The 24,609-nt window shown below is 61.3% G+C and carries 24 protein-coding genes and 1 pseudogene; 15 read left to right on the top strand and 10 right to left on the bottom strand.

Going from position 1 to position 24,609, the window contains the following annotated elements; translation table 11 throughout:
* Positions 1-14: 14 nt before the first annotated feature.
* From betA to betI, 3 genes are all read right to left on the bottom strand, one after another.
* Positions 15-1,664 (bottom strand): choline dehydrogenase, encoded by a 1,650-nt coding sequence (gene betA / locus ASC90_RS19410; RefSeq protein ID WP_056544888.1) that lies wholly within the window; start codon positions 1,662-1,664, stop codon positions 15-17.
* An 81-nt stretch (positions 1,665-1,745) separates the two neighbouring features.
* A complete protein-coding gene (gene betB, locus ASC90_RS19405; protein ID WP_056543852.1) occupies positions 1,746-3,215 on the bottom strand; it encodes a betaine-aldehyde dehydrogenase in 1,470 nt (489 codons plus the stop codon).
* Entirely contained in the window at positions 3,212-3,811 is a 600-nt protein-coding gene (betI, locus tag ASC90_RS19400; protein ID WP_056543845.1) for a transcriptional regulator BetI, read from the bottom strand. The genes betB and betI overlap by 4 nt, the downstream gene beginning before the upstream one ends.
* Positions 3,812-3,949: 138 nt before the next feature.
* Between betI and ASC90_RS19395 the strand changes: the two genes are divergently transcribed.
* The 4 genes from ASC90_RS19395 to ASC90_RS19380 all read left to right on the top strand — a co-directional run bounded on the left by ASC90_RS19395 (position 3,950) and on the right by ASC90_RS19380 (position 7,948).
* A complete protein-coding gene (locus ASC90_RS19395) occupies positions 3,950-4,498 on the top strand; it encodes an HdeD family acid-resistance protein (protein ID WP_056543843.1) in 549 nt (182 codons plus the stop codon).
* 181 nt (positions 4,499-4,679) lie between these two features.
* Positions 4,680-4,922 carry a type II toxin-antitoxin system ParD family antitoxin gene (locus ASC90_RS19390; protein ID WP_056543840.1) on the top strand — a complete coding sequence of 81 codons (243 nt, stop codon included), beginning with the start codon at positions 4,680-4,682 and terminating at the stop codon, positions 4,920-4,922.
* A 143-nt stretch (positions 4,923-5,065) separates the two neighbouring features.
* Complete coding sequence (locus ASC90_RS19385) at positions 5,066-6,871, top strand: EAL domain-containing protein (protein WP_056543838.1); 1,806 nt, start codon at positions 5,066-5,068, stop codon at positions 6,869-6,871.
* 78 nt (positions 6,872-6,949) lie between these two features.
* Complete coding sequence (locus tag ASC90_RS19380; protein WP_056543835.1) at positions 6,950-7,948, top strand: NAD(P)H-quinone oxidoreductase; 999 nt, start codon at positions 6,950-6,952, stop codon at positions 7,946-7,948.
* Between the two features lie 80 nt (positions 7,949-8,028).
* Here the strand turns inward: ASC90_RS19380 and ASC90_RS19375 are convergent.
* Positions 8,029-9,235, bottom strand: a pseudogene (locus tag ASC90_RS19375) (MFS transporter).
* A 118-nt stretch (positions 9,236-9,353) separates the two neighbouring features.
* Positions 9,354-10,091, bottom strand: coding sequence for a DUF3750 domain-containing protein (locus ASC90_RS19370; protein WP_056543833.1), 738 nt, complete (start codon positions 10,089-10,091; stop codon positions 9,354-9,356).
* Between the two features lie 153 nt (positions 10,092-10,244).
* Here ASC90_RS19370 and ASC90_RS19365 point away from each other — a divergent pair, with 153 nt between their 5' ends.
* The gene (locus ASC90_RS19365; RefSeq protein WP_056544885.1) at positions 10,245-11,252 is read left to right on the top strand and encodes an asparaginase; all 1,008 of its coding nucleotides are present in this window, start codon (positions 10,245-10,247) and stop codon (positions 11,250-11,252) included.
* Between the two features lie 139 nt (positions 11,253-11,391).
* Positions 11,392-12,141, top strand: coding sequence for a hypothetical protein (locus ASC90_RS19360; RefSeq protein ID WP_056543830.1), 750 nt, complete (start codon positions 11,392-11,394; stop codon positions 12,139-12,141).
* Here ASC90_RS19360 and ASC90_RS19355 read toward each other — a convergent pair.
* A complete protein-coding gene (locus tag ASC90_RS19355) occupies positions 12,116-12,871 on the bottom strand; it encodes a DeoR/GlpR family DNA-binding transcription regulator (RefSeq protein ID WP_056544882.1) in 756 nt (251 codons plus the stop codon). The two genes, ASC90_RS19360 and ASC90_RS19355, sit on opposite strands and share 26 nt — an antisense overlap.
* Positions 12,872-12,991: 120 nt before the next feature.
* Here ASC90_RS19355 and ASC90_RS19350 point away from each other — a divergent pair, with 120 nt between their 5' ends.
* Together ASC90_RS19350 and ASC90_RS19345 are read left to right on the top strand one after the other, a co-directional pair.
* On the top strand, positions 12,992-13,357 hold the full coding sequence (locus ASC90_RS19350; RefSeq protein ID WP_056544879.1) for a hypothetical protein: 366 nt from the start codon (positions 12,992-12,994) through the stop codon (positions 13,355-13,357).
* Positions 13,358-13,444: 87 nt separating this feature from the next.
* Positions 13,445-14,062, top strand: a complete 618-nt coding sequence (locus tag ASC90_RS19345; protein ID WP_056543829.1) for a glutathione S-transferase family protein — start codon at positions 13,445-13,447, stop codon at positions 14,060-14,062.
* A 17-nt stretch (positions 14,063-14,079) separates the two neighbouring features.
* On the opposite strand, the gene ASC90_RS19340 is transcribed toward ASC90_RS19345, so the two are convergent.
* Complete coding sequence (locus tag ASC90_RS19340; protein WP_056543826.1) at positions 14,080-14,430, bottom strand: MmcQ/YjbR family DNA-binding protein; 351 nt, start codon at positions 14,428-14,430, stop codon at positions 14,080-14,082.
* A gap of 358 nt (positions 14,431-14,788) precedes the next feature.
* On the opposite strand from ASC90_RS19340, the gene ASC90_RS19335 reads away from it, so the two are divergent.
* Entirely contained in the window at positions 14,789-15,685 is an 897-nt protein-coding gene (locus ASC90_RS19335; protein ID WP_056543823.1) for a LysR substrate-binding domain-containing protein, read from the top strand.
* Here ASC90_RS19335 and ASC90_RS19330 read toward each other — a convergent pair whose 3' ends face one another.
* Together ASC90_RS19330 and ASC90_RS19325 are read right to left on the bottom strand one after the other, a co-directional pair.
* Positions 15,686-16,345 (bottom strand): glutathione S-transferase family protein, encoded by a 660-nt coding sequence (locus ASC90_RS19330; RefSeq protein ID WP_056543820.1) that lies wholly within the window; start codon positions 16,343-16,345, stop codon positions 15,686-15,688.
* A gap of 100 nt (positions 16,346-16,445) precedes the next feature.
* On the bottom strand, positions 16,446-17,822 hold the full coding sequence (locus tag ASC90_RS19325; protein WP_056543817.1) for a TIGR03808 family TAT-translocated repetitive protein: 1,377 nt from the start codon (positions 17,820-17,822) through the stop codon (positions 16,446-16,448).
* Positions 17,823-17,955: 133 nt separating this feature from the next.
* Here ASC90_RS19325 and ASC90_RS19320 point away from each other — a divergent pair, with 133 nt between their 5' ends.
* The 5 genes from ASC90_RS19320 to ASC90_RS19300 all read left to right on the top strand — a co-directional run bounded on the left by ASC90_RS19320 (position 17,956) and on the right by ASC90_RS19300 (position 23,433).
* Positions 17,956-18,966: a ligase-associated DNA damage response exonuclease gene (locus ASC90_RS19320; protein WP_056543815.1), complete on the top strand. Its 1,011-nt coding sequence runs from the start codon at positions 17,956-17,958 to the stop codon at positions 18,964-18,966.
* On the top strand, positions 18,966-20,594 hold the full coding sequence (locus ASC90_RS19315; protein WP_056543812.1) for a cisplatin damage response ATP-dependent DNA ligase: 1,629 nt from the start codon (positions 18,966-18,968) through the stop codon (positions 20,592-20,594). Before ASC90_RS19320 ends, ASC90_RS19315 begins: the two co-directional genes overlap by 1 nt.
* A gap of 111 nt (positions 20,595-20,705) precedes the next feature.
* Positions 20,706-21,629, top strand: a complete 924-nt coding sequence (locus ASC90_RS19310; protein WP_056543809.1) for an alpha/beta fold hydrolase — start codon at positions 20,706-20,708, stop codon at positions 21,627-21,629.
* Between the two features lie 78 nt (positions 21,630-21,707).
* Complete coding sequence (locus tag ASC90_RS19305) at positions 21,708-22,544, top strand: L,D-transpeptidase (protein WP_056543806.1); 837 nt, start codon at positions 21,708-21,710, stop codon at positions 22,542-22,544.
* Between the two features lie 169 nt (positions 22,545-22,713).
* The gene (locus tag ASC90_RS19300) at positions 22,714-23,433 is read left to right on the top strand and encodes a L,D-transpeptidase (protein WP_056543803.1); all 720 of its coding nucleotides are present in this window, start codon (positions 22,714-22,716) and stop codon (positions 23,431-23,433) included.
* A 125-nt stretch (positions 23,434-23,558) separates the two neighbouring features.
* Here the strand turns inward: ASC90_RS19300 and ASC90_RS19295 are convergent, their stop codons facing one another.
* Positions 23,559-24,026, bottom strand: coding sequence for a MarR family transcriptional regulator (locus tag ASC90_RS19295; protein WP_156393063.1), 468 nt, complete (start codon positions 24,024-24,026; stop codon positions 23,559-23,561).
* A gap of 124 nt (positions 24,027-24,150) precedes the next feature.
* On the opposite strand from ASC90_RS19295, the gene ASC90_RS19290 reads away from it, so the two are divergent.
* Complete coding sequence (locus ASC90_RS19290; protein ID WP_056543795.1) at positions 24,151-24,573, top strand: organic hydroperoxide resistance protein; 423 nt, start codon at positions 24,151-24,153, stop codon at positions 24,571-24,573.
* Positions 24,574-24,609 lie beyond the last annotated feature (36 nt).

Raw genomic sequence — 24,609 nt, 5'->3', positions numbered from 1 at the left:
ACCGCCCGCAAATGCTACCGATCGCTCATTTCCCAACGGGGGTTGATCCACGGCTCCTGGTTCGAACGCGGCAACGGCTGCTTGCCGAGGATATGGTCGGCGGCCTTCTCGCCGGTCATGATCGAGGGGCCGTTGAGGTTGCCGTAGGTGACGTGCGGGAAGATCGAGCTGTCGGCGACGCGCAAACCGTCGACGCCGATCACCCGTGTTTCCGGGTCGACCACCGCCGTCGGATCATCCTCGGCGCCCATCTTGCAGGTGCCGCAGGGGTGATAGGCGCTTTCCAGATGCTCGCGCAGGAAGGCATCGATCTGATCGTCCGTCTCTACGCTTTCGCCCGGCTGGATTTCCGCACCGCGAAACTGGTCGAAAGCCTGCTGCCCGAAGATCTCGCGGGTCAGCCGCACGCAATGGCGGAATTTTTCCCAGTCCTCGGGATGGTTCATGTAGTTGAAGCGGATGACAGGATCGGACTTCGGATCCGACGATTGCAGCGTGACATTGCCGCGCGACTTCGACAGGTTGTAGCCGACATGCACCTGGAAGCCGTGGCTCCTTGCCGCCGCCTTGCCGTCATAGCTGATGGCAACGGGCAGGAAGTGGTACTGGATATCGGGTTGCTTGACACCGGCCGCCGATCGCAGGAAGGCGCAGGCCTCGAACTGGTTCGAGGTGCCGAGACCCGACCTGGTAAGCAGCCATTGCGCTCCCGCGACACCCTGCCAGAACCACGGCAGCCATGAATAGAGTGAGACGGGCTTGGTGCTTACCTGCTGGAAATAGAACTCCATATGGTCCTGCAGGTTGGCGCCGACACCCGGCCGGTTGACCTTCACCTCGATGCCCATGTCCTGCAGGTGCGCGCCGGGGCCGATGCCCGAGAGCATGAGCAGCTTAGGCGAATTGAACGAGGAAGCCGAAACGATCACCTCGCGGTTCGCCTTCACGATCTCGACCTTGCCGCCGCGCTCGATCTCGACACCGGTCGCCCGGCCGTTCTCGATCACCACCTTGCGGGCAAGGCCGTAGACGAGCTCGACATTCGGCCGCTTCAGCGCCGGCTTCAGATAGGCGTTCGCGGCCGACCAGCGCCGACCTTGGAAGATCGTCTGCTCCATCAACCCGAAGCCTTCCTGCTTCGAGCCGTTATAGTCCTCCGTCGCCTCGAAACCCGCCTGCTTGCCTGCCTCGATGAAGGCGTGGAACAGCGGATTGCGGAAGCCGCCGCGCTGCACATGCAGCGGCCCATCCGTGCCGCGCCAGCCTTCCTCGCCGCCGTGGCTGTGCTCCATCCGCTTGAAGTAGGGTAGAACGTCGGCATAGGCCCAGCCATTGGCGCCAAGCGCTTCCCAGCGGTCATAGTCTTCGGCGTGGCCGCGCACATAGACCATGCCGTTGATCGATGACGATCCGCCGATCACCTTTCCGCGCGGCGCGGTGATGCGCCGGTTGTTGAGGTTCGGCTCCGGTTCGGAAAGATAGCCCCAGTTGTAGCGCTTCATGCTCATCGGCCAGGCGAGTGCCGCCGGCATCTGAATGAACGGCCCGAAATCGCTGCCGCCTGCCTCGATGACGATGACACTGTGCTTGCCGTCTTCCGACAGGCGATAGGCGAGGGCGGAGCCAGCGGAGCCGGAGCCGATAATGACGAAATCTGCCTGCATGATGGATCCCATAAAGCTCTCAGTATGGGGTCTAAGACCCCGATCCCTGCCCAGAAGGAGCGGGGTTCTTCAATTCAGCATTCAATACGGCGCCACCACCGGCCCCATGCCGACATAGACCGTCTTCAGCTCGGAATAGTGCTCCAGCGCGGCAAGCGAATTCTCGCGTCCGAAACCCGACTGCTTCGATCCGCCGAACGGGATTTCCACCGGGCAGAGATTGTACGTGTTGATCCACAGCGTGCCGGCCTCCAGCTGGTCCACGACGCGGTGAGCGCGCGTGATGTCCGCCGTAAAGACCCCGCCGGAAAGGCCGAACTCGGTGGCATTCGCGCGGCCGATCACTTCGGCTTCATCATCGAAGTCGAGCACGCACATGACAGGTCCGAAGATCTCCTCGCGTGCAATTGTCATGTCATCCGTGACGTCGGCAAAGACGGTCGGCTGCACGTAGTAACCTTCGCCTGAAACGTTGTTCGGAATGCCGCCGCCAGTCAGCAGCGTCGCTCCCCCGGTTTTGCCGGTCTCGATGTAGGAGAGAACCTTGTCGCGCTGCGCCCAGGAGACCATCGGGCCAAGCTGTGTCGCCTCGTCCATCGGATCGCCGATGACGATCGCTTCCGTGCGGGTCTTCAGACGCTTCAGGAATTCGTCCTTGACGTTCCTCTGCACGAAGACGCGCGTGCCGTTCGAGCAGACCTGCCCGGTCGAGTAGAAGTTGCCGAGCATGGCGCCGCCGATGGCGCTGTCGATATCGGCGTCATCGAAGACGATCAGCGGCGACTTGCCGCCGAGTTCCATGGTCACGTGTTTCAGGCTGCCGGCGGCGGCCGCCGCCACCTTGCGGCCGGTCGGCACCGAGCCGGTCAGCGACACCTTGGCGACGTCTGGATGGTTGACCAGCAGCGGCCCTGTCGTGCGGTCTCCCTGAATGACGTTGTAGAGCCCCTTCGGCAGGCCGGCCTCATGCAGGATCTCGGCGATCTTCAGCGCGCCGAGGGGCGTGTTTTCCGAAGGCTTGAACACCATGGCATTGCCGGCGGCGAGTGCCGGGGCGCCCTTCCAGCAGGCGATCTGCTGCGGATAGTTCCAGGCGCCGATGCCGACGCAAACACCGAGCGGCACGCGCTTGGTATAGGCGAAATCGCCACCGAGCGGGATGTAGGAGCCGTTGAGACCGGCGGCGATAACACCTCCAAAGAACTCGAAGCTGTCTGCCCCCGAGGTCGGGTCGGCGACGATGGTTTCCTGGATCGGCTTGCCGGTATCGAGTGTCTCGAGTTCGGAAAGCTCGCGGTTGCGCTCTCGCATGATGTCGGCAGCGCGCTTCAGGATGCGTCCCCGCGCGGTTGGGCTCATCGCCGCCCATTCCGGCTGCGCCCGCTTGGCGGCGGCGATCGCCATTTCGACAATGGCAGGTGTTGCCGCATGCAGACGGGCAATGACTTCACCCGTTGCCGGGTAGAGGCTTTCGATGACGCTGCCGCCGGCGTCGTCCACATATTCGCCGTCGATGAAGTGCGACGCTTTGGGCTGGGCTTTGAGGGTCACGGTGTCTGTCCTTTAGCAAGGGCGGCAAGAGCCGAATTGATGTAGTCCTCGGTCAGCGAGATCGAAGCCTCGATGCTGATCGGTGCAGATCTCAGACTTTGACGGATATAGAGCCCGTCGATCATCGCCGCCGCGCCCTCGGCGATGCGCTCTGCGGCATCGGTAGGACATAGTGGTTTCAGATCGGCAAGCAGGTTCGAGCGCAGGCGGCGCGCATAGATGACCAGGAAACGTCGAGTTTCCTCGGAGCGCTGCGCCTCGGCGTAGAAGGCGAGCCACGCTGCGATCGTCGCCGGTGCAAACTGATCGGCCTGGAAGTTGACGCGGATCAGCGCTGAAAGCCGGGCGCGAGGGGTGTCCGCAGCCCTGAGAGCCGTCACCGTATCGTCGCGCAGACGCCGTAGAAGGAAGCGGATGGTCTCGATCAGCAGCTGATCCTTGCTGCCGAAATAATGGTGGGCAAGGGCAGGGGAAACGCCGGCCTGCCGCGCGATTTCGGACATCGTGACGCTCAGCGAGCCGTGGTCGCCGATGACGCGCAGCGCCGCGTCGACGAGCGCCTTGCGGCGCAGAGGTTCCATCCCGACTTTCGGCATAGCGGCAACTCCGGTGAGGTTGCCATTCTATTATTGATTGACTGATCAATCAATAAAAATCGCTTGACCTTTCCGGGAGATTTCTCTTTTAATTTTCGGTATTTGCAGCATATCCTCTTACCAACCGGGAGATGCATGATGGCCAATATTTCCAACGGAATGCCTTTTTCTTCCCTGCACTCGAAATGGCTCTGGTTTGTCGCTCTCGGCGTACTGCTCCTCGCCTGTGGCATTATAGCCGCCGCCAACGTATTCATGGCAACCGTTGTCTCGGTTTACTACGTGGGGATACTGATGCTTGCCGGTGGTGTGGTCTATCTGATCCATGCCTTTCAGGTGCGCAGCTGGAGCCAGGTTTTCTACTGGGCGCTCAGCGGCGTGCTCTATGTGCTTGCCGGCGTCTTCGCATTCATGAATCCGCTTCTGGCCTCCGCCGCGCTGACCCTTTTCCTCGCCGTCGCTCTCCTGATCGCGGGCATCTTTCGCGTCTGGGTCGGTCTGCGTATGCGTCCGACGAAGGGTTGGGGCTGGGTGGTCGCCAGCGGCGTCATCACGGCGCTGGCGGGTGTCGTGATCGCGCTCGGCTGGCCGGTCAACAGCCTCTGGATCCTTGGGCTTTTCCTCGCCTGCGATCTTCTCATCCAGGGCTGGTCGATGCTCGCCTTCGGCTTCGCGCTCCGCCGATAGTTGTGCCCGAAATCCACAGGCCATGCTCACGGATTGTTTCTTTTTTGACATTCATGTAAGTGGGGACTAAAATTCGCGCCATAGAAGGCAGCCGCGACACCGGCGGGCATAGGCCCGAACTGTCGCAATGGTCGTCCGCCATAGGACAGGCTCTGTCCGACGAGGTAAAGGGAGGAATCTCATGCCGATGGTCACCGTTTCCATCTCTCCGCTGCAGGCCGCTGACATCCGCGCAGCCGTCGACAATGGAAAGTATGCTTCCAGCAGCGAAGTGGTGCGCGAAGCGTTGCGTCTCTGGGATGCGGCTCGCAAGCAGGACGGGTATCACAGTGGAATGCTCGACCGGGACTGCGCCCCCGGCGGCAGCCGCTGCGTTGCCGACATGTTCGCCGATCATGAGGCGGAGCTGCGTCGGACCGCCTGATCAAGTTACTGATTGATCAGGCGAAATCGTCTTGCGCCGGAAATCGGCCCGGTTTCATGAAAGTTTCATATTGGGGAAAGGGTTCGTTGACCCTTCTCCGGCATCTTCCCTGCGCAAAAGAATAAGTCACAGTGGAGATTGGCATGTCGTTGGCTGCCACCGTCGATCCGGCGCTCGTCCGTCGCTATGCCAGCGATCAGATCCTGACCCTTGCCAAACTCGTCATCGAGAACGCCTTCCAACCGATCGTCGAGGCGAACACCGGTGTCGCCTTCGGCTATGAATCGCTGATGCGCGGCCAGGATCGTCTTGGCTTCAACTCGCCGATCGAAATTCTGGATGAAGCCTACAACAGCGACCAGTTGCTTCAGCTCGAGCAGATGGTGGCAAGCCGGGCCCTGGCGAAGTTCGCCACGCTTCCGAATTTCGCCAGCGCGACGCTTTTTCTCAATCTCGATGTCCGGCTGATCCCGCACGGCGCGCGGCTGGTCGAAAGCCTGCTCCAGCACTTGAAGCTCGCCAACATCCCGCCGTCCTCCATCTGCTTCGAGTTCTCCGAGCGTTTCGACAATACCAGCGTGCCGGAGTTCGCAGCACTGGTATTGCTGTTGCGGAAGGCTGGCTTCAAGCTGGCAATCGACGATTTCGGCGTCGGCCACGGCGAGATGAAGCTTCTCTGCGATCATCCTGTCGACTATCTGAAGGTCGACCGTCATTTCATAGCCGATATCGACAGCAGCCCGCGCAAACGCCACCTCCTGAAGAACATTGTCCATATTGCCCATGTGCTCGGCACCCGCGTCATCGCCGAAGGCATCGAGACGGAAGCCGAGTTCGTCGCCTGTCGCGAATATGGCGTCGACCTCGTCCAGGGCTGGTTCATCTCGCGCCCAACGACGCACCTGTCGGAACTGATGCCGTCCTTCCCGCACCTGCAGGACCTCGGCAAGACCAAGCGCAATACGCAGTCTCTCGACGAAATCCTGATCCGCAAGCAGATTGAAGTGCTGCCCACGGTCTTCGAGAACGACACCATCGACAGTGTATTCGAGCTCTTCCGCCGCAACCCGCAACAGGCATATTTCCCGGTGCTGAACGCCAACGGCGAACCGCGCGGTATCCTGCACGAGCGTCATCTCAAGGAATATATCTACCAGCCATTCGGCCGGGACCTGCTCAAGAACAAGGTCTACGAGCGCACCATCTCGCACTTCGTCGAAATGGCGCCGATTGTCGGCCTGGATTCCGACGCCGAGCAGCTGATGGCGATCTTCGCCAACATGGAAGGCAGCAACTGCCTGCTGCTCACAGAGAACATGCGATACGCCGGCGTCGTCTCCGCTGCTTCGCTGATCAAGGTCATGAACGAAAAGAAGCTGAAGACGGCGCAGGACCAGAACCCCCTGACGGGTCTGCCGGGCAACCACGCGATCCGCGACTTCATGCGCGACGCAAGCCGCGATGGCGACGACACGCGCCATTTCTGCTATTGCGATTTCGACAACTTCAAGCCTTTCAACGATGCCTACGGCTTCCACCTCGGCGACCACGCGATCTCGCTGTTCGCGGCCCTGATGCGGCGATACTTCTTCGCCGAGCGCCATTTCCTCGGTCACGTCGGCGGCGACGATTTCTTCATAGGCGTGCGCGGCTGGACCAAGGAGGAACTGACGGAAATTCTCGATCGGCTGATCAGCGATTTCCACGACGACGTCCTTGCTTTCTACTCCGATGCAGACCGCTCCGCAGGCCGCATTCGCGGCCATGACCGAGCCGGAGTGGAAGCACTCTTTCCGCTGATGCGATGTTCGATCGGGGTGCTGGAGCTGCCCGAAGGCCTGGTCATCGACGATATCAACCGTGTCAGTGCCGCAATCGCCCATATCAAGGCGGAAGCGAAGGAGAGCGATGAGGGGCTGGTCTTCCATCGCCTAGGCGAGGCGAATTGACGCCTCTGCCGGTTGCCACCTTCCCAACGCCGGAAAGCTGAACTATCTCCTTTGCTTCCGGAATGAGGAGGACCTTTCATGTCCCTGCCTGCGCGTATGCGTTTCGTCGACCTGTCAGGCTTCGGCGCCCCGGGGGTGATGACGATCGCAACTGGGCCGCTGCCTGTTGCCGCCGAGGGCCAGGTCCTTGTTCGCACCGAAGCAATCGGCGTCAACCGTCCGGACGTCGCCCAGCGCCAGGGCATCTATCCGCCGCCGAAGGACGCGAGCCCCGTCCTCGGCCTCGAACTCGCCGGCGAAGTCGTGGCGATCGGGCCTGATGTCAGCGGCTACGCCATCGGTGACAAGGTGTGCGGTCTCGCCAACGGCGGCGCCTACGCCGAATATTGCGTTCTGCCGGCCGGGCAGGCAATGCCGTTTCCGAAGGGCTATGATGCGGTGAAAGCGGCGGCACTGCCGGAAACCTTCTTCACCGTCTGGGCCAACCTCTTTCAGATGGCCGGGCTGACGGAAGGCGAAAGCGTTCTGATTCACGGCGGCTCCAGTGGCATCGGCACCACGGCGATCCAGTTGGCGCGCGCCTTTGGTGCCGAGGTTTATGCGACGGCGGGTTCACGGGATAAGTGCGAAGCTTGCGAGAAGCTCGGCGCAAAGCGCGCGATCGACTACAAGACCGAGGATTTTGCCGAGGTCATCGGATCCGAGACAGGCGGTCACGGCGTCGATATCGTGCTCGACATGATCGGAGCGGCCTATTTCGAGAAGAACATTGCCTCGCTCGCCAGGGACGGTTGTCTGTCGATCATCGCCTTTCTGGGCGGTGCCGTGGCCGAGAAAGTCAACCTCGCGCCGATCATGGTCAAGCGGCTGACGGTGACGGGATCAACCATGCGACCGCGCACCGCCGAAGAGAAGCGTGCCATTCGCGACGACCTTCTCTCACAGGTATGGCCGCTCCTCGATGCAGGAAAAGTTGCACCCGTCATTCACAAGACCTTCGCGTTCGAGGACGTCATCGAAGCGCACAGGTTGATGGAAGAAGGCAGCCATATCGGCAAGATCATGCTGCGGCTCTGAGGATCGGCAGATTGGCCGTTGACCTCTAGCGGGTCCGTTGCGCGCGCATCAGGGCATTCCGGGCGAAGGCCGGGGTTTTCTCAGGTCGGCTGCCGGACCGCTCGCGGGGTCCTTTCGAGGAAAAGCAGCAGGCCCACGGACGCAAGGCCGATGGCGGCGGCGATCTGTGCGGTGCCGGAATAGCTGGTAAAACTGGTGCCGGCTGCGAAGATCGAGGCGCTGATGCCGTTGGCGACGAAGGTGTTGACGGAAATCAGTGAACTTCCGAGCCCCGGCCGATCGGCGATCAGGTCCTGCATGTAGGTGATGGGAACGCTGAGGATCGCCGCGGCGCCACAGGCGTTCGAGCGCATAGACATGCCATGGCGCTGATGCAAAGCCCAGAAGCACCAGGTAAAGGCAGTAGATCAGCGTCCCCACAGCAAGAACGTGGACGGTGCGGAAGCGCCGCTGCAGCGCACCCCACATCATCATGAACGGCATCTCCAGGAAGGCGACGAGCCCGGCCATGAAGCCGACATCGACCACGCTGCCGCCGGCGGCATGGGTGATTATCAGCGGCGACACCACACTGTTCGACCGCTGCAGCCCGAGCAGCAATGCCATCACGCCAATGCGCGCCAGCACATGGGGTGAAAGGATCCGGCCGAGAGACGAGAGGAAGCCGATCTGTTGCGCGGGCGGTCCCTCGCGTTTCGGCGCCGGCCTGGCGAGGAACAGGTAAAAGCAGAAGCAGGTCAAGCTGGCGAGCCCGGCAATGCCATAGGCCGGCGTCATCGATTGCGAGTGGATGAGATAGAGGCCGATCATCCCCGGCGCCAGCGCCCAGGAACCCGAAAACAGCGCGCGCACGGTGGACGTGATCGCCGCCCCGCGCCCGCGGTCCATCGTGTTGGTGGTCGCCCGGATACTGGCAAACAGGATCGAGTAGGTGGAGTTACTCATCGGGATCAGCACCAGCGTGGCGAAGATAAAGACGCCGGCTGTGCGGAACGCGTAGATCATCCCGAAGCCAAGCATGCCGCAAACCGACAGCGCCAGCACCAGCGGCCGGCGATCACTGAGCTTGTCCGACCAGATGCCGAGCGTCAGGCTGGTGGTGACATTGACGAGCGCGGCAAGGAATATCAGCCCCGAATAGGTGCGGTCCGACAGTCCGAGCTCGTTAATGCCGATGATCGATTGATACGGCATCGTCGAGGCATAGGTGAAGGCCAGCGCCACCAGCGTCAGCGTTGGGACGCGGATCCGATGATCGCGGAGAATGGAAGAAAAAGCGGATGGCATGGCATGATTCCCGATGCCCCAGCTATAAACCAGTAGTGCGCTCTCGAATAACCAGAGTTTGTGATGGCCGTGGTCAAATCACGTGATGGGTGGTCAGACTTGGTGACGACTTTCGCCACTAAAGCCCGATGCGGCCGATCGCCGGGATCTTCAGCCCGGGATTGGCGATGTCGACGCCGGCGACCAGCCCCATGAAATGCACCTCGAAGCCGCTGCGCTGACCGGCGGCAAACCCGATCAGGCCGTAGAGCGTGGCATGCATGTCACGCCCGTCGGCATCGATTGCGAACATCCGGCCATAGGTGAGAAAATCGCGCCCGACCGCGTCGGGCGGCAGCACGGCCCCGAGATCGGGCACCCTCCGCAGCACATGGGCGACGAAGCTGTTGGAATTCGGACCGGGATAGATTCGATAATCGCCGACACCGGCATGGGGATAGGACTGGATTGCCGCTTCCACCTGCGGAATGAGCCTCTCCGCCTCGGCCCCTTTGATCTCGTGCACGATACGTGGCGTGTTGGAATACCAGTAGGCATCGGCGACATAGGCGTTGCGCCGGATGGGCGCACCCCAGCCGACCTTGTCGTAACGATTGTAGGCCGTGTCGCCTGATGCCTTGGTGACGATCCAGGAGTGGCTGGCGACCGAACCCTTCAGTCCGCCGGTGGTGGCCGACATGATGTAGATCGCAGCCTGTCGGTCGGCGTCCGCTTTCGGCAGCACACCCGACGTCGTCCAGTCGGCTTCCCGCCAGCTCTTCGGGTGGCTTTGTAGCGACCACCAGCCGGCGGATGCCAGCGCCGGCAGCAGGTAGACGACGAGAATCAGAAGAAGCAGCCGCTTGATATGACGCATGAAACGCCGATGACCCTTGCTGACGTGCCGTTGCACTCGGAGATTTACCGACCAAGATGGCGCAATTGGGCCGCTTTTTCCGCCCACAGCCGATTGCTTTATCAAGGCTATCATTTATGCGTGGCAGCCTCGTCAGAAGATCAGGATGCCAGCATGACCAATCCCGTCACCGTTGAAATCACCCGCGGATCGCACGTCGAAAGCCGGCATCGCGGCTCAGTCGTCGCGGTCGACGGTGATGGAAGGATCGTGTTCTCGCTAGGCGACGTCGAGGCGGCCGTCTTTCCGCGCTCGGCCTGCAAGGCCATGCAGGCGCTGCCGTTGGTCGAGAGCGGCGCGGCAGACGCTTATGGCTTCGGTGACAAGGAACTGGCGCTGGCCTGCGCCTCGCACAGCGGTGAGGACGAGCATGTCGCGCTTGCCGCTGCGATGCTTGAGAAGGCCGGGCGCGACGTCGATACGCTCGAATGCGGTGCTCACTGGTCGTCGAGTCAGAAGGTGCTGATCCACCAGGCGCGCACCATGGAAACGCCGACCGCGCTCCACAACAATTGTTCGGGCAAGCACGCGGGTTTCGTTTGTGCCTGCTGCCACCAGGATATCGATCCGAAGGGCTATGTCGGCTACGACCATCCCCTGCAGAAAGCCATCCGCGGCACGATGGAAAGCCTGACGGGAGCCGCGCTCGGACATGACAATTGCGGCACGGATGGTTGTTCCATTCCCACCTATGCAGTCCCGCTCCGCGGTCTCGCACACGGCTTTGCCAGGATGGCGACCGGTGTCGGTCTGGAGCCGCTCCGTGCCAGGGCATCCCGGCGGCTGTTCAACGCCTGTATGGCCGAGCCATTCTTTGTTGCAGGTACCGGCAAGGCCTGCACGGCGCTGATGCAGGTCGCGCCGGGGCGGATCTTTGCCAAGACCGGGGCCGAGGGCGTCTTCTGCGCCGCCATTCCGGAGCAGGGGATCGCAATCGCCCTCAAGTGCGACGACGGGCATTCGCGTGCATCCGAAGCCATGGTTGCGGCGGTGCTCAGCCGGTTTTTCGAAAAGGACAGTGCGATTCGCGCCGCGTTGCAGGCGATGGCGACCGTCAACATGCACAATTGGAACGGTATTCACGTTGGCGACGTTCGCGCCACGGCTGCGCTGATGGTTTGAGCCGTTCCGGAACGGCACATTCGCCGGCAAAAAATAGTAACCGCTAATGTATGTGAAACTACAGCCGGTGAGAAGAGGTGCGGTCTTGCCGCTTTGAGCTACCCTTGGCGCAGTACATCGAACGCCATGAGGGCAGGATATGTTTGCAGGACGCTATCTTTGGTGGATGTTGATCGCGATAGCGGTCTTTCTGTTCTTCACGATGTGCTTCGACTACGTCACCTGGGCGACCGTCGCATCGTCGGGTTGCGCCAGGGTCGCCGGCTCCTGCGGACCGATTATCCTGACAATGTCGGGCTCCATGAAGCCGGCCGGTGTCTATCTCGCCGGCGCCATCATCCTCGTCGTGACATTTGCCCGCATCCATTACCTGGGAATGAGCTGGGCTTGGGGCGCCGTCGTCGCCATCTGGTTTGTCGCTTCGGCGCCGTTTCCGCTGCTGCTTGCCAACGGCTGGACCGGGCAGTTGAAGCCGCAGGCTGTGCTTGAAGGCCTGCCGCCGGCGTTCCTGTTCCTCGTCGCCTTCTGCGCCTATATCGGCTGGGCCTTTGAAGAGAGTGGGGCAAGGCCGCTGGGCGTGTGGAGTGGCATCAGAATGGCGATCAGGCTTTCCGCTGTCTGCGGCGCGCTCGTTGCCGTGGCGCAAACACCGGCATTCGCAAGAATTCCCGGCCGACTTCTCGGCGAGCCGGTTCTCTCGACATCTGTTGCCGCCTTGCAGTCGGCGCTCCACGGCGTTCTGACGCTGGGAGTGAATATCGAGACATTTGCCTATCTCGCCTTCGGCATCTTTGCCGTCGGTCTCGCCGCAAGCCTCCTTCCGCAGAATCTCGAGGAACTGCGGGCCCGTTTCACTCCGCCTTTCATGCTTCGAGGATCGCGGCATTGAGGTCACGGTAGGGCTTCATGTCCGTCGTCTCGGATCCCCCGGCGACGATCAACCCCGAGACCCCGGAAATCGGCAGAACGTGGCAGGATGACACGCGATCGAGCTTCTCTTCCGTCAGCAGGACATAGGTTTCCGCAGAACAGTTCGCGACATGCCGCTTGATCGCAGCCTCCTCGAAATCACCTGTCGAAAGCCCGTGCACGGGATGGGCTGCCGTCACTCCGAGGAAGAATATGTCCGGGCGAAGCTGCGAAATCATCCCCATGGCAACGGCACCGGTCGCCACCATGGAATGCTTGTAGAGCGTGCCGCCGACAAGGATGACGGCAGCGGTCGGATGATGCTCCAGTTCGGCGGCGATCGTCGGACTGTGCGTTGCGACCGTGAAGGCAAACTCACGCGGCAACTGCCGCGCAACCTCTGCGGTCGTCGTTCCTCCGTCAAGGAATATCAACTGGCCGGGCTGTACGAGAGACCTGGCCTTTGCCCCGAGGCGAAGCTTGGCCTCCGATGAAACAGTCTTGCGCGCCGTAAAATCCGGGAGTTCCGGTACGAGAGGCGTAGCGCCGCCATGAACGCGCTTCAGCAGGCCATCCGCGGCCATTTCCCTGAGGTCGCGTCGGATGGTGTCCTCGGATAGCGACAGATCCTCCGCAACGCGTTTGGCGATCACCTGGCCGTCACGGCGAAGGATGTCGAGGATGAGCGATTTGCGTTGGGTCGTTAGCATGGAACCTGCCTGGAAATGAATGGATTGTAACGAATTTGCACGAAAAGATTCGACAAGCAAGAAATATCGTGCATTTTCGGGAGATCCGTGCATGAAGCCGGGCAACAAATGGAGGTTGATATGTTGATACTCATTGCAGGACCCTACCGGTCGGGCACTGGTGACGATCCGGATAAGATGGCGGCCAATCTGACACGTCTCGAACAGCCATCACATGCCTTGTTCAAGGCAGGGCATGTGCCGATGATCGGCGAATGGGTCGCACTGCCGGTGTGGCATGCCGCAGGTGGCAAGAATGTTGGCGATGACCTTTACGAACGGATTTTCCACCCTGTTGCCGGCCGTCTGCTTCAGCTTTGCGACGGCGTGTTGCGGCTGGAAGGCCAGTCCAAGGGTGCGGACAACGATGTGCGAATTGCACGTGAACGTGGCATCCCAGTCTGGTACAGGCTGGAGGACGTGCCGGGCTGCGCCAAGGCCGCCTGATGCGAGAGGCCGGCTCGCCGGCCTCGATTTCCCGCATGTTCGTTCGCGAATTGTCGCGGTATAAGGACTCATAAAAAGGAGTCCCATATGCTGACATTGTATTTCGCGCCGCGCACCTGCGCGCTGGCAAGTCTCATTGCGCTTGAAGAGTCCGGCTTGCCATTTGAGACGAAAAAGGTGAATTTCGCCGAGACGGAGCAGCAGTCTCCCCAGTATCTGCAGATCAATCCGAAAGGCCGTGTGCCGGCTCTTGTGACCGACCACGGCGTGGTTACGGAAACACCGGCGATCCTTGCCTACATCGCACAGATTGCGCCGGCTGCGCGGCTTGCGCCGCACGAGCCTTTCGCGTTCGCCCGCATGCAGGGGTTCAACAACTATCTTTGCTCCACGGTGCATGTGAACCACGCGCACGGGCGTCGCGGCAGTCGCTGGGCCGACGATCCAGCTGCCCTTGAAGCGATGAAGGCAAAGGTTCCGCAGACCATGGCCGACTGCTTCGCGCTGATCGAGAAAACGATGCTGGAGGGGCCGTGGGTGCTGGGCGAAAACTACTCTGTTTCCGACCCCTACCTTTTCGTCATGACGGGCTGGCTGCGTGGGGACGGTGTCGACCCGATGCGCTTTGCCAAGGCGACCGCGCACTACGCCCGCATGATGGAACGTCCCGCGGTACAACGGGCGCTTGAGCGCGATCAGATCTAGGGCGTCGTGGCGCCTGGCTAACGCCCGAACGTTGCGGCCAGCTTTTTCGGCGCGCGAAACAGCCACGCGCCAATCAGCCTGTCCTTCAGTTCGTCATCGCTGATGGCAGCGATGCGAACTGGCATAAATGACCAGCCGACATAGTGAGCCGTCTGATAGTAGATGTCAGGCGCCATCTCGATCAGTCGCTCCTTGTCGTCGATCGAGATCGACAGCACGATCGTCTCGTTGTCCTTGACCGCGACAAAGGATTTCCCTCCCACCTTCAAGGCGGGGTTTCCATAGGACGTGCTTTCCTCGACGCCCGGCAAATTTGCCTCGGCGGCAAGATGTCGTAGCCGCTTGAATATGCTGTCGACGTTGTCCATTACGCTTCCCCGGCTACCGTTGCCGGACGAAACTAGCAGACTTGGTGCATCATGCGCACCTGGCGTGTGATCGCGTCTCCGGCTTGGGTGAGGGCGTTGAAGGGCTGATCGGCAGGTCGGCCAGCGCCCGCAGTGACATTCGTGCCAGGTCGGGATCGTTCAACGGGTCACGAGCGACATCGGCAACGTAGGGTGGCTCAACGATTTCTGAGCTCAAGAAAAACTGCAGCAATTGCATGGCGTGCCTCGCTTTCGTATCGCGGAAAGGGCTTGGTCCTCCGCGTTCGATGCTGGATTATCGGCATCCCGCGCCGAACTTTCAATTGAGAATAAAAGGCGTATGCTGTAGAAAAACTATATGCGAAATCTCAACTCGGTTCACTTGAACGGTTTGCGGGCGTTGGAAGCCGTCGGTCGTCTCGGCTCGTTGCAGGCGGCTGCCGAAGAACTGGGGGTCTCGATCGGCGCGGTGAGCCAGCAGGTCATCAAGGCGGAGACACAACTCGACTATCTGATGTTCGAGAGAACGCCGAAGGGCATGGTCGCCACAGAGCAGGGCGCGCGGCTGTTGCCGATGCTTTCGGAAGGCTTCGGCTCGCTCTCTCAGGCCGTCGCCATGGCGCAGCGCCGGGATGACAGCGTCCTGACCGTCTCCGTGGCGCCGGTTTTCGCTGCACGCTGGCTGGTCTATCGGCTCGATCGCTTCGCCGAGCGCCATCCGGAAATCAGCCTGCGAATGGACGCGACCACCAAGCTCGTCAATCCGGCGCTATGTGACGTCGATATCGGCATCCGTGTCGGCAGCGGCCAATGGCCGGATGTGAAGGCGGAAATGCTTCTCGCGCAGGAGGTCTTCCCCGTCTGCTCGGCGGCGATGGCGGCTGGACTGCGCCAACCTGCCGATCTCCTGGGCCTTCCCGCCATCATCGACGGACGCGCCATGTTTTCCTGGGAAGTCTGGATGCGGGAAGCGGGTCTCCCGGGCTCGACCCTTGAAACCCGCCACGTCTTCAACGACGCGTCGCTGTGTCTCGATGCCGCAATTGCCGGGCAAGGCGTCATGCTGGCCTGGCAGACCCTTGCCGGCTATGCCCTGCAACAAGGGCAACTCGTCGCGCCGTTCGGGATTCGCGCAAAGACCGGCTTCGGCCACTACTTCGTAACGGCCGAAGGTTCACGCGAACCAAGGAAAGTCAGGGACTTCAAGGCCTGGATCCGTGAGGAAATGGCCGGCACTCTTAAGCTCTTTCCCTGATCAAGCAGGCTCCTGAGAGCGGGTTGCCTGCATGGCGATATAGGCCGGCCGCGACTGGCAGCGCTTGATCCAGGCGTTTACGTTGGGATGCGCGTCGAAGAGCGCCTGTTCGGTCTGGGCGTAGCGCAGCACTTCGGCGAGGTTGAGATCCGCCACCGTGAATCGCCCGCCGACGAGGTATTCGCTCTCGCCAAGGTGGTTTTCCAGAATCGCGAGCGGCTTCTTCAGCGATCGGCAGGCGACGCTGATCGTGGCCTTTCCGCTTTCCGTCTTTTCCGCCGCGTTGTCATAGGTATAGACGATCTCGACCGAGTGCGGTTCGACCTCGGCTGCTGCCCATATCGTCCACATTGTCAGCAAACCGTCTTCCTCGATGGTTTGTGCGGCAAAAGGCCCGCCATGCTTGCGCGCGAGATAAAGGGTGATCGCCAGCGATTCATGCATGACGAGATCGCCGTCCTTGATAGCCGGGATCAGGCCCATCGGGTTGATCGCGACAAAATCCGGCGACAGGGTGTTGATTGCAGCATCGGATGCGAGCGGGTTGTCCAATCGCCGCGCCTGCAGCACGGGAACAGACGTGAATTCCAGCCCGAGCTCCCCTGCCATCCAGTAGACGCGCGAGGCGCGCGAGCGATAGACACCGTAGATTGTCAGCATATCAGATATCCCCTCGTATGTGCTGCGCCGAAACTATGATCAGATGCGGCCCAGCGGAAGGACCCGGTCCTTATAGATCGATCAAAGCTTTTGATAGCCACTACGAGATACGGTTGCGCTCGATGGTTAACTGCGGGTAGGGCGAGGTCGCCGAAGTTGCCAATTCCCTGGACGCCTTCTTGTCCCACTCGAAGCCGAGGATGGCGCCAATGGACACTTCCTGGAAGACGTTGTCGGTGATGACGGCCGTTCCCCCGCCATCGGCAACGGACACGGCGCAGCCGACAGGCGCCTTGCGAACGATATTGCCGGTGACGACGAGATTGCGCAGGTAGGGTCCCCAGCCGAGTTGCATGCCCCATCGCGGCGCCCCCTCGATGATGTTGCCGGACACCAGCGTATCGGCCTCGGCGGCGATGCCGATGCCGAAGCCGACTTCATGTTCGTAAGGTCCCTTGAGAGCAAGATTGCGCACGACATTGCCGGTCACACTCGCAAGCCGTCCACCCTGATCGAAATTGGCGATGGAAATCCCGTTCGCAGCGCCATCCACCAGGTTGTTGGAAACGACGGCACCTTCGAATTCGAACTCCACATAGATCGCCGTCTCGCCCGAGCGCCGGCATTGATTGCCGGTGATCTGGATGTCTGATGCCGAATTCGCGCGGATCGCGGTGAAGGCGCAGTCGGAAATGTGGTTGTTCGTCACCATCACGCTGTCGGCGCGGAAAATATTGATGCCGTTGCCGTTCTGACCGGTGCCGCCGTCGTTCGCCCGGATCCGGTAGACCCGGTTGCCGCTGACGATGCTGTCGTCTGCCGCTTTCTTCCAGCGATGCACCAGGATCCCGCCGTTGCCGCAATCGAACACCTCGTTTCCGGTGACGGAGAGGCCCAGGGATTCGACAGCGTAGAGGCCCGATTGTGCAGCGCCCGATATGCGGCTTCGCTCGATACGTCCGCCGCAACGCTCAAGTTGCACGGCATGCTTGCGGCTGCCGCCGATCTCGCAGTTGTCGATCACTACCTCGTCAACACCGGTAAACTGCACCAGCGCGGCGTCGTCGTCGCCAAGCCATCGGTTTTGTCCGTCGATGACGATGTTGGAAAGCTCGATCCGCTTGACATTCTCGGCGCTGAACAGACGTCCTGCGCCCGTATAGACGATACGCGAGGCACCGGGGACACCTGTGATCCGGGTATTCTCGGGGAGCACGAGGTTCGACACCTTGTAGGTGCCCGGCGGCAGGAAAACCGGCACGTTGGCCGCCGACGCCCGATCGATCATCGCTTGCAGGCTAACGCTCTTCCGGTCGGTCGCGACGGGAAACGCCTCGAGCTGCACGGCGTCGATCGGTCCGCGCAGATCCGTCTGCCGCGCCGCCGCGAAACTGCGCGCCGCGACAAGCGCCATCGCGGAGCCTGCGGCCATTCGGAGCAGATTACGGCGGGACGGTGCAAATCTCGGCTTCTTCATCACGGCTAACAAGCAGGAAGCATGCCATCGGACATGTCTCGTTTTGATACAGGAGTAGGGAACTGCCGCCTGCTCGCGGCAATGAGACGTGTCGCCACTGGCGCTTCCATCCTTTGCCGCTATCTCTAGGCGGATGAGACCCGAAACACTGCTCTATCCCGCGCCCGAGGGGCTTTTTTGCCCGGAGGGAGGATTCTATGTCGATCCCGTGCGGCCGGTGGAGCAGGCATTGATCACCCACGGCCATTCCGACCATGCCCGGTCCGGCCACGTGAACGTGCTCGCCACCCGCCAGACGCTCGACATAATGAAGATCCGCTATGGCGACGACTTCTGCGTCAGCGGGCAGGCAGCCGCCTACGGCGAGGAGTTGATGGTGAATGGCGTCAAGGTGAGTTTTCACCCCGCCGGCCATGTGCTCGGCTCGGCGCAGATCGCCATCGAGAAGGGCGGCACCCGGATCGTCGTCTCCGGCGATTACAAGCGGCGTTCCGACCCGACCTGCGCGGCCTATGTGCCCGTGCCCTGCGATGTGTTCATTACGGAAGCGACCTTCGGATTGCCGGTCTTCCATCATCCCGACCCCGCTGACGAGATGGGGAAGCTCTATGCGTCGCTGCGGCAGTTTCCCGAGCGAACGCATATGATCGGCGCCTATGCGCTGGGCAAGGCGCAGCGGGTGATCCGGCTCCTGCGCGATACCGGTTATGACAAGCCGATCTACATCCATGGCGCGATGGAGCGCCTCTGCGAGTACTATGTCGGGCAGGGAATCGATCTTGGCGAGCTGCTTCCGGCAACAATTGAAAGTCGTGACAAGGCGGCCTTCAAGGGCGCGATCGTCGTTGGCCCCTCTTCGGCTTTCGCAGACCGCTGGGCAAGGCGCTTCAACGAACCGCTGGCGGCTTTTGCCTCCGGCTGGATGATGGTGCGCCAGCGCGCCAAGCAGCAGGGCGTGGAATTGCCGCTGGTCATCTCCGACCATTGCGATTGGCCGGAACTCACCGAAACGATCACAGAGCTGCATCCCGCCGAGGTCTGGGTGACGCATGGCCGCGAGGAGGCCCTGGTGCGCTGGTGCCAATTGCAGGGCATCAAGGCAAAGCCGTTGCATCTGGTCGGCTATGAAGACGAGGGGGATTGATGAAAGCTTTCGCCGACCTCCTCGATCGCCTGGTGCTGACACCCGCCCGCAACGGCAAGCTGAAGCTGCTCACCGATTACTTCCGCGACACACCGGATCCGGATCGGGGCTACGGCCTTGCCGCCATAGCGGGAACGCTCAAGGTTCGCGACGTCAAGCCCGGCATGCTGCGCGAACTCGTTCTGGAGCGCATGGACGAGGTTCTGTTCCGCTATTCCTACGACTATGTCGGCGATCTCGCCGAGACGATTTCGCTGGTCTGGGACAACGAGAAGGACATCGAGCGTTCGGCTCTGGTACAACCGCGGCTTGGCGATGTGGTGAGGCAGATGAACTCGCTCGGTCGCACCGAGGTTCGCGGTTTCGTGCGCGACCTGCTCGACCGCCTGGATGCCTCCGGTCGCTTCGCCTTTATCAAGCTTGCGACCGGGGCGCTGCGCATCGGCGTTTCCGCCCGGCTGGCAAAGCAGGCGCTGGCCGATCTCGGCGAACGGGACGTGACCGAGATCGAGACGCTCTGGCATGGTCTGGAACCGCCTTATGAGACGCTGTTCCAATGGCTGGAGGGCAGGGGCGGCAAGCCGGTGCTGGCGACGCCAGCAATATTCCACTCGGTCATGTTGGCCAATCCGGTGCAGGAGGGGGATCTGGATGGTCTCGATCCGGCTGACTATGCAGCGGAATGGAAGTGGGATGGCATCCGCGTCCAGCTGTCGCGTTCGGGCGAGACGCGAAAGATATACTCCCGCTCCGGTGACGATATCTCGGCTGCCTTTCCCGACATTCTGGAGTCGCTCAGTTTCGACGGCGTGCTGGACGGCGAGTTGCTGGTGGGCGGCACGGCGCGCTCCAACAATCCGACGCGGACGTTTTCCGACCTGCAGCAACGCCTGAACCGCAAGACCGTAACCGCGAAGATGCTCGAGGAATATCCGGCCTTCATTCGTGCGTACGATCTGCTGTTCGATGGCGATGCCGATGTCCGGGGAAGCACCTATGTCGAGCGCCGCGACCGGCTGTCGGAAGTCATCGAACATGCACCGCACGACCGCTTCGACCTGTCGCCGCTGGTTGATTTCAATTCCTGGGATGAGCTCGACCAGTTGCGTTCCACCCCACCTGATCCGGTGATCGAGGGCGTGATGATCAAGCGGCGGGACAGCGTCTATCAGGCCGGACGCATGAAGGGGCCGTGGTTCAAGTGGAAGCGCAATCCCTACAATGTCGATGCCGTGCTGATGTACGCGCAACGCGGCCACGGCAAGCGCTCCAGCTACTATTCCGACTTCACCTTCGGCGTCTGGACGGAAACGCCGGATGGCGAGCAGCTGGTTCCCGTCGGAAAGGCCTACTTCGGCTTCACCGATGCCGAACTGGAAGTCCTCGACAAGTTCGTCCGCAACAACACCACCGAGCGCTTCGGCCCTGTTCGCGCCGTCAGGGCCGATCGGGAGTTCGGTTTCGTCGTGGAGGTGGCCTTCGAGGGCATCAATCGATCGACCCGTCACAAATCGGGCGTGGCCATGCGCTTTCCCCGCATCGCCCGGCTTCGCCCGGAAAAGCCGTCGTATGAGGCCGATCGCCTCCAGACGCTGGTAGCGATGATCGATGCCAAGACGCAGCAATGAAGTATAGATGACGGCAAAACGACGCAGGATCGCTTTTTCAACACAACGTGTGTTGGATATCGGGTCCTCCCGATGCCATTTTTAGTTCACCGGGAACGATGGAAGTATGAAATGACGTCAGACGAAGGAAATTCTTTTTTCCGCCAACGCCGCATGGTTCTTGCGGGCCTGGCCGGATCCCTCGTTCTCCCGCGCATGGCAAACGCCTTTGATGTGCCCGAGTTGCCGAGGCTGATCAATCATGACTACGCCAAGGTCCGCAAGCGCTTTCGGACCAGCTTGCTGCAGAAGGGGCCAGCTCCCGACAGGTATGAACCGCTCGACACGCCTGCCGACGGAGACAGGATACTTTACCGCTCCGGCTACGGCGGCGAGTTGGAGCTCGTCGCCTGGCTCTCCAAATACAAGCGCGAGCAAAAACCGAAACCTGCGGTTCTTTTCCTGCACGGCGGCAATGCGATGGGCATCGGCCATTGGGAGTTGCTGAAGGCCTATGCCGATGCCGGGTTTGTCGTGATGATGCCGTCATTGCGCGGCGAAAACGGCCAGATGGGCAATTTCTCCGGTTTCTACGACGAAGTCGACGACGTGCTTGCCGCCGCCGATCGCCTGCAGCATCTGCCGGGCGTCGATCCGAATCGCCTCTTTATCGCCGGCCATAGCATTGGCGGCACGCTGACGATGCTGGCAGCGATGAGCAGCCACAAGTTCCGGGCTGCGGCGCCGATTTCGGGAAATCCGGACGGCTTCCGCTTTTTCAAGCGCTACCCGCAGGACATTCGCTTCGACGTCCAAAACGCCCATGAGTTCGAGGTGCGCACGGCGCTCTGCTATGCTGAAAGCTTCAAGTGCCCGGTTCGTGTTGTTCATGGCACGGAGGAGCCGCATTTCAACGATCGCGCCGGTCTGCTCGCCAGCCGCGCACGCGCCGGCGGTGTGCGTATTGAGACGGATACGGTAAAAGGCGACCACACCTCGGCGCTGCCGACGGAGATCGTACAAAGCATCCGTTTCTTTCAAGGCATCTCGGCCTAGCTGATCAGCTTCGCGCCAGCCGACGCTGCCATTGCTGTTGCAGCTATACGTGTCGCTGTCGTCGATGAGGGTAGGTCTATGATTTTTCTCAGCCGGATGCCGGGCCTTGCCGGGCTTGCAGTGTCCGCTCTCTGCTTGAGTGGCTGCAACATCCTTGTTCCGGATACCGGTGCGACCGATCCTGCCCGCTTCGCCCAGGAGACGTCGCCGGTGTTTTATCATCCTCCCGGTGTCAATCCCGACCGCGTCAGGGCGATAGATGCGCCAGTGCCGCAAAGGCCAGGCGTCCCGGCGACGTTGTACAATCAGAGCTACGGCATCCCTGGCGCCAGCTCCAGCCGAACCTACGGGTTGCCAGTCACCAATCCCGTAAACGCTGCCATGTACGCCGAGCTGCGCGACAACGATTTCACGCTTCCGGCCGTTCCCGTTAGCCGTGTCGATCCGCAATATCTGCGTCAGGAGGTGGATTACCCCACCAGAGAGAAGCCCGGCACGATCGTTGTCGATACCAGCAGCAAACATCTCTACCTTGTCGAGCCGGGTGGCAAGGCGATGCGCTACGGCGTTGGCCTCGGCCGTGAAGGTTACGCCTGGTCGGGCCGCGGGGTCATCCAGTGGAAGCAGAAATGGCCACGCTGGACGCCACCGGATGAAATGGTCTCGCGCCAGCCGGACGTCCGTGCCTTTTCTGCCGCGAACGGCGGCATGAATCCGGGCCTCGGAAACCCGCTCGGCGCACGCGCTCTTTATATCTTCAAGGATGGGCAGGACACGCTGTATCGCATCCATGGAACGCCGGACTGGCAATCGGTCGGCAAGGCAACCTCGTCGGGCTGCGTGCGCATGCTGAATCAGGACGTGGTCGACCTTTATGATCGTGTTCCGGCCAAGAGTGAGATTGTCGTGATGTAGTCGCGCAACAGGGCGAGGTTTATCGTGTGCCCACAGGGGGACACGTCTTCGTGAGGTTATGGCTTATTCGGCATAACGAGATAGTTTTCTTGTCGTCTTCACCGGCGTTGAATAACCCTCCGGGAAGGGCGTTCGTCCTTCCCGCGCACAAGGAAACCAGACACGCGTTATGAACTTCGAAAAAACTCTTTCCCGCCGCAGCTTTCTCTCCCTTTCGGCTTTGACTGCGGCTTCGGCGTTGGCAGGATGCGCGTCCACATCTGGAAGCCCCACCCAGCAGCCGATTTCATTCCCGAATCCGATTCGTGCATTCCAGACGGTTCCGGCTCCGAGTGACGCCGAGCTTGCCGTCATGTACGGGCCGGTCGAGGATGGCGGGTTCCTCATCCCCGCCGTTCCCTATCAGCAGATCGATCCGCGCTTCTATCGACAGCAGGTCATCGACCCGACAGGCCAGCCTCCCGGCACGATCGTCGTCGATACCCCCTCGCGCTTCCTCTATCTGGTGCAGCCCGGTGGGACCGCGATGCGCTACGGCGTCGGCATCGGCCGCGAAGGCTTTGCCTGGCAGGGCTCGGGCGTCATTCAGTGGCGTCAGAGATGGCCGCGCTGGAAGCCGCCGAACGAGATGGTTGCCCGCCAGCCGGAGCTCGCCAAGTATTCGATCGAGAATGGCGGCATGGAGCCGGGGCTGAAAAACCCGCTCGGTGCACGCGCGCTCTATATCTTCTCGAATGGCGAAGACACGCTCTACCGACTTCACGGCAATCCGGATTGGCGTTCGATCGGCAAGGCGGTTTCATCGGGCTGCGTTCGCCTGCTGAACCAGGACATCATCGACCTCTACGACCGGGTGCCGAACAAGGCGCCGATCGTCGTCTGGCAGTAGTCGGGATTCGGATGGGCGGCAGTCGTGCCGCTCATCACATTTGAGCCACGTGCGGCGGCTGCGGGCTCGACGCCGTCCTCGGCCGCAGCCGTGCGCAATCGGCACTCGGCCTCGGCGCTTGCAAACTATGCCGTCGCGGTCAGATTTCCACGCAGCCTTTGCAGCGCTTCCCGAATTGTTGCCATCTCGTCGAGAGTGCATCCGGTAGCGTCACCGATTGATGTCATGATTATGTCGATCTCGCTGCGCATCGCCTGCCCCTTTGGTGTCAGTGAGACGATGACCTGCCGTTCGTCGCGGGCATCGCGCGTCCGGGTGATCAGGCCGTTGTGCTCCAGGCGTTTCAGCAGCGGCGAGAGCGTGCCGGAATCAAGATCAAGCTGCTCCCCGATCGTCTTTACCGGCAGCTCCGACTTTTCCCACAGCACCAGCATGACCAGATATTGCGGGTAGGTGAGACCGACCTTGTCGAGGATCGACTTGTAGGCGCGCGTGAATGCGTGCGCCGTTGAGTAGACCGCAAAGCATAGCTGTCTTTCCAGCCGCTTTTCTCCGTCCGGTATTTTCATCGTCTTTGCCGTCCGCGCTTTCATTGTCATCGTTCCTCAGGGTGGCAGTGTCGTCTTTAAAGATTCCGAATGCAATTTGCAAAAGTAACTTGCGTACAATTTAATTGCGCAATATACAAAATCCAACCCCAACGCAAAGGAGACTGACATGCCAATCCTCTACACGACCAAAGCTTCCGCCACCGGTGGCCGCGCGGGCCGCGCCGTTTCCGAAAACGGCGTTCTCGATGTCACGCTGACCGTTCCCAAGGAGCTCGGCGGCGACGGCGCGACCGGCACCAATCCGGAACAGCTCTTTGCAGCCGGCTACTCGGCCTGCTTCCTCGGTGCCCTGAAATTTGTCGCCGCAAAGGAAAAGGTCAAGATTCCGGAAGACACGACTGTCAGCGCCACTGTCGGTATCGGCCCGCGCGAAGACGGTGCCGGTTTCGGTATCGAGGTCGCCCTGACCGTCAATATTCCCGGTTTGGACAAGGCGACTGCTGAAAAGCTGGCCGCTGCCGCCCACATCGTATGCCCCTACAGCCACGCCATGCGCACCTCGACTGAAGTTCCAGTCACGGTCGCCTGAGCAGCTTAAGCAAAAGAGCGCCATGCGGTGCATGGC

It is taken from the genome of Rhizobium sp. Root1220 (assembly GCF_001426265.1).
GTDB lineage: Bacteria > Pseudomonadota > Alphaproteobacteria > Rhizobiales > Rhizobiaceae > Rhizobium.
The sequence above is the reverse complement of the archived record's forward strand: the minus strand, read 5'-3'. Positions and strand labels throughout refer to the sequence as shown.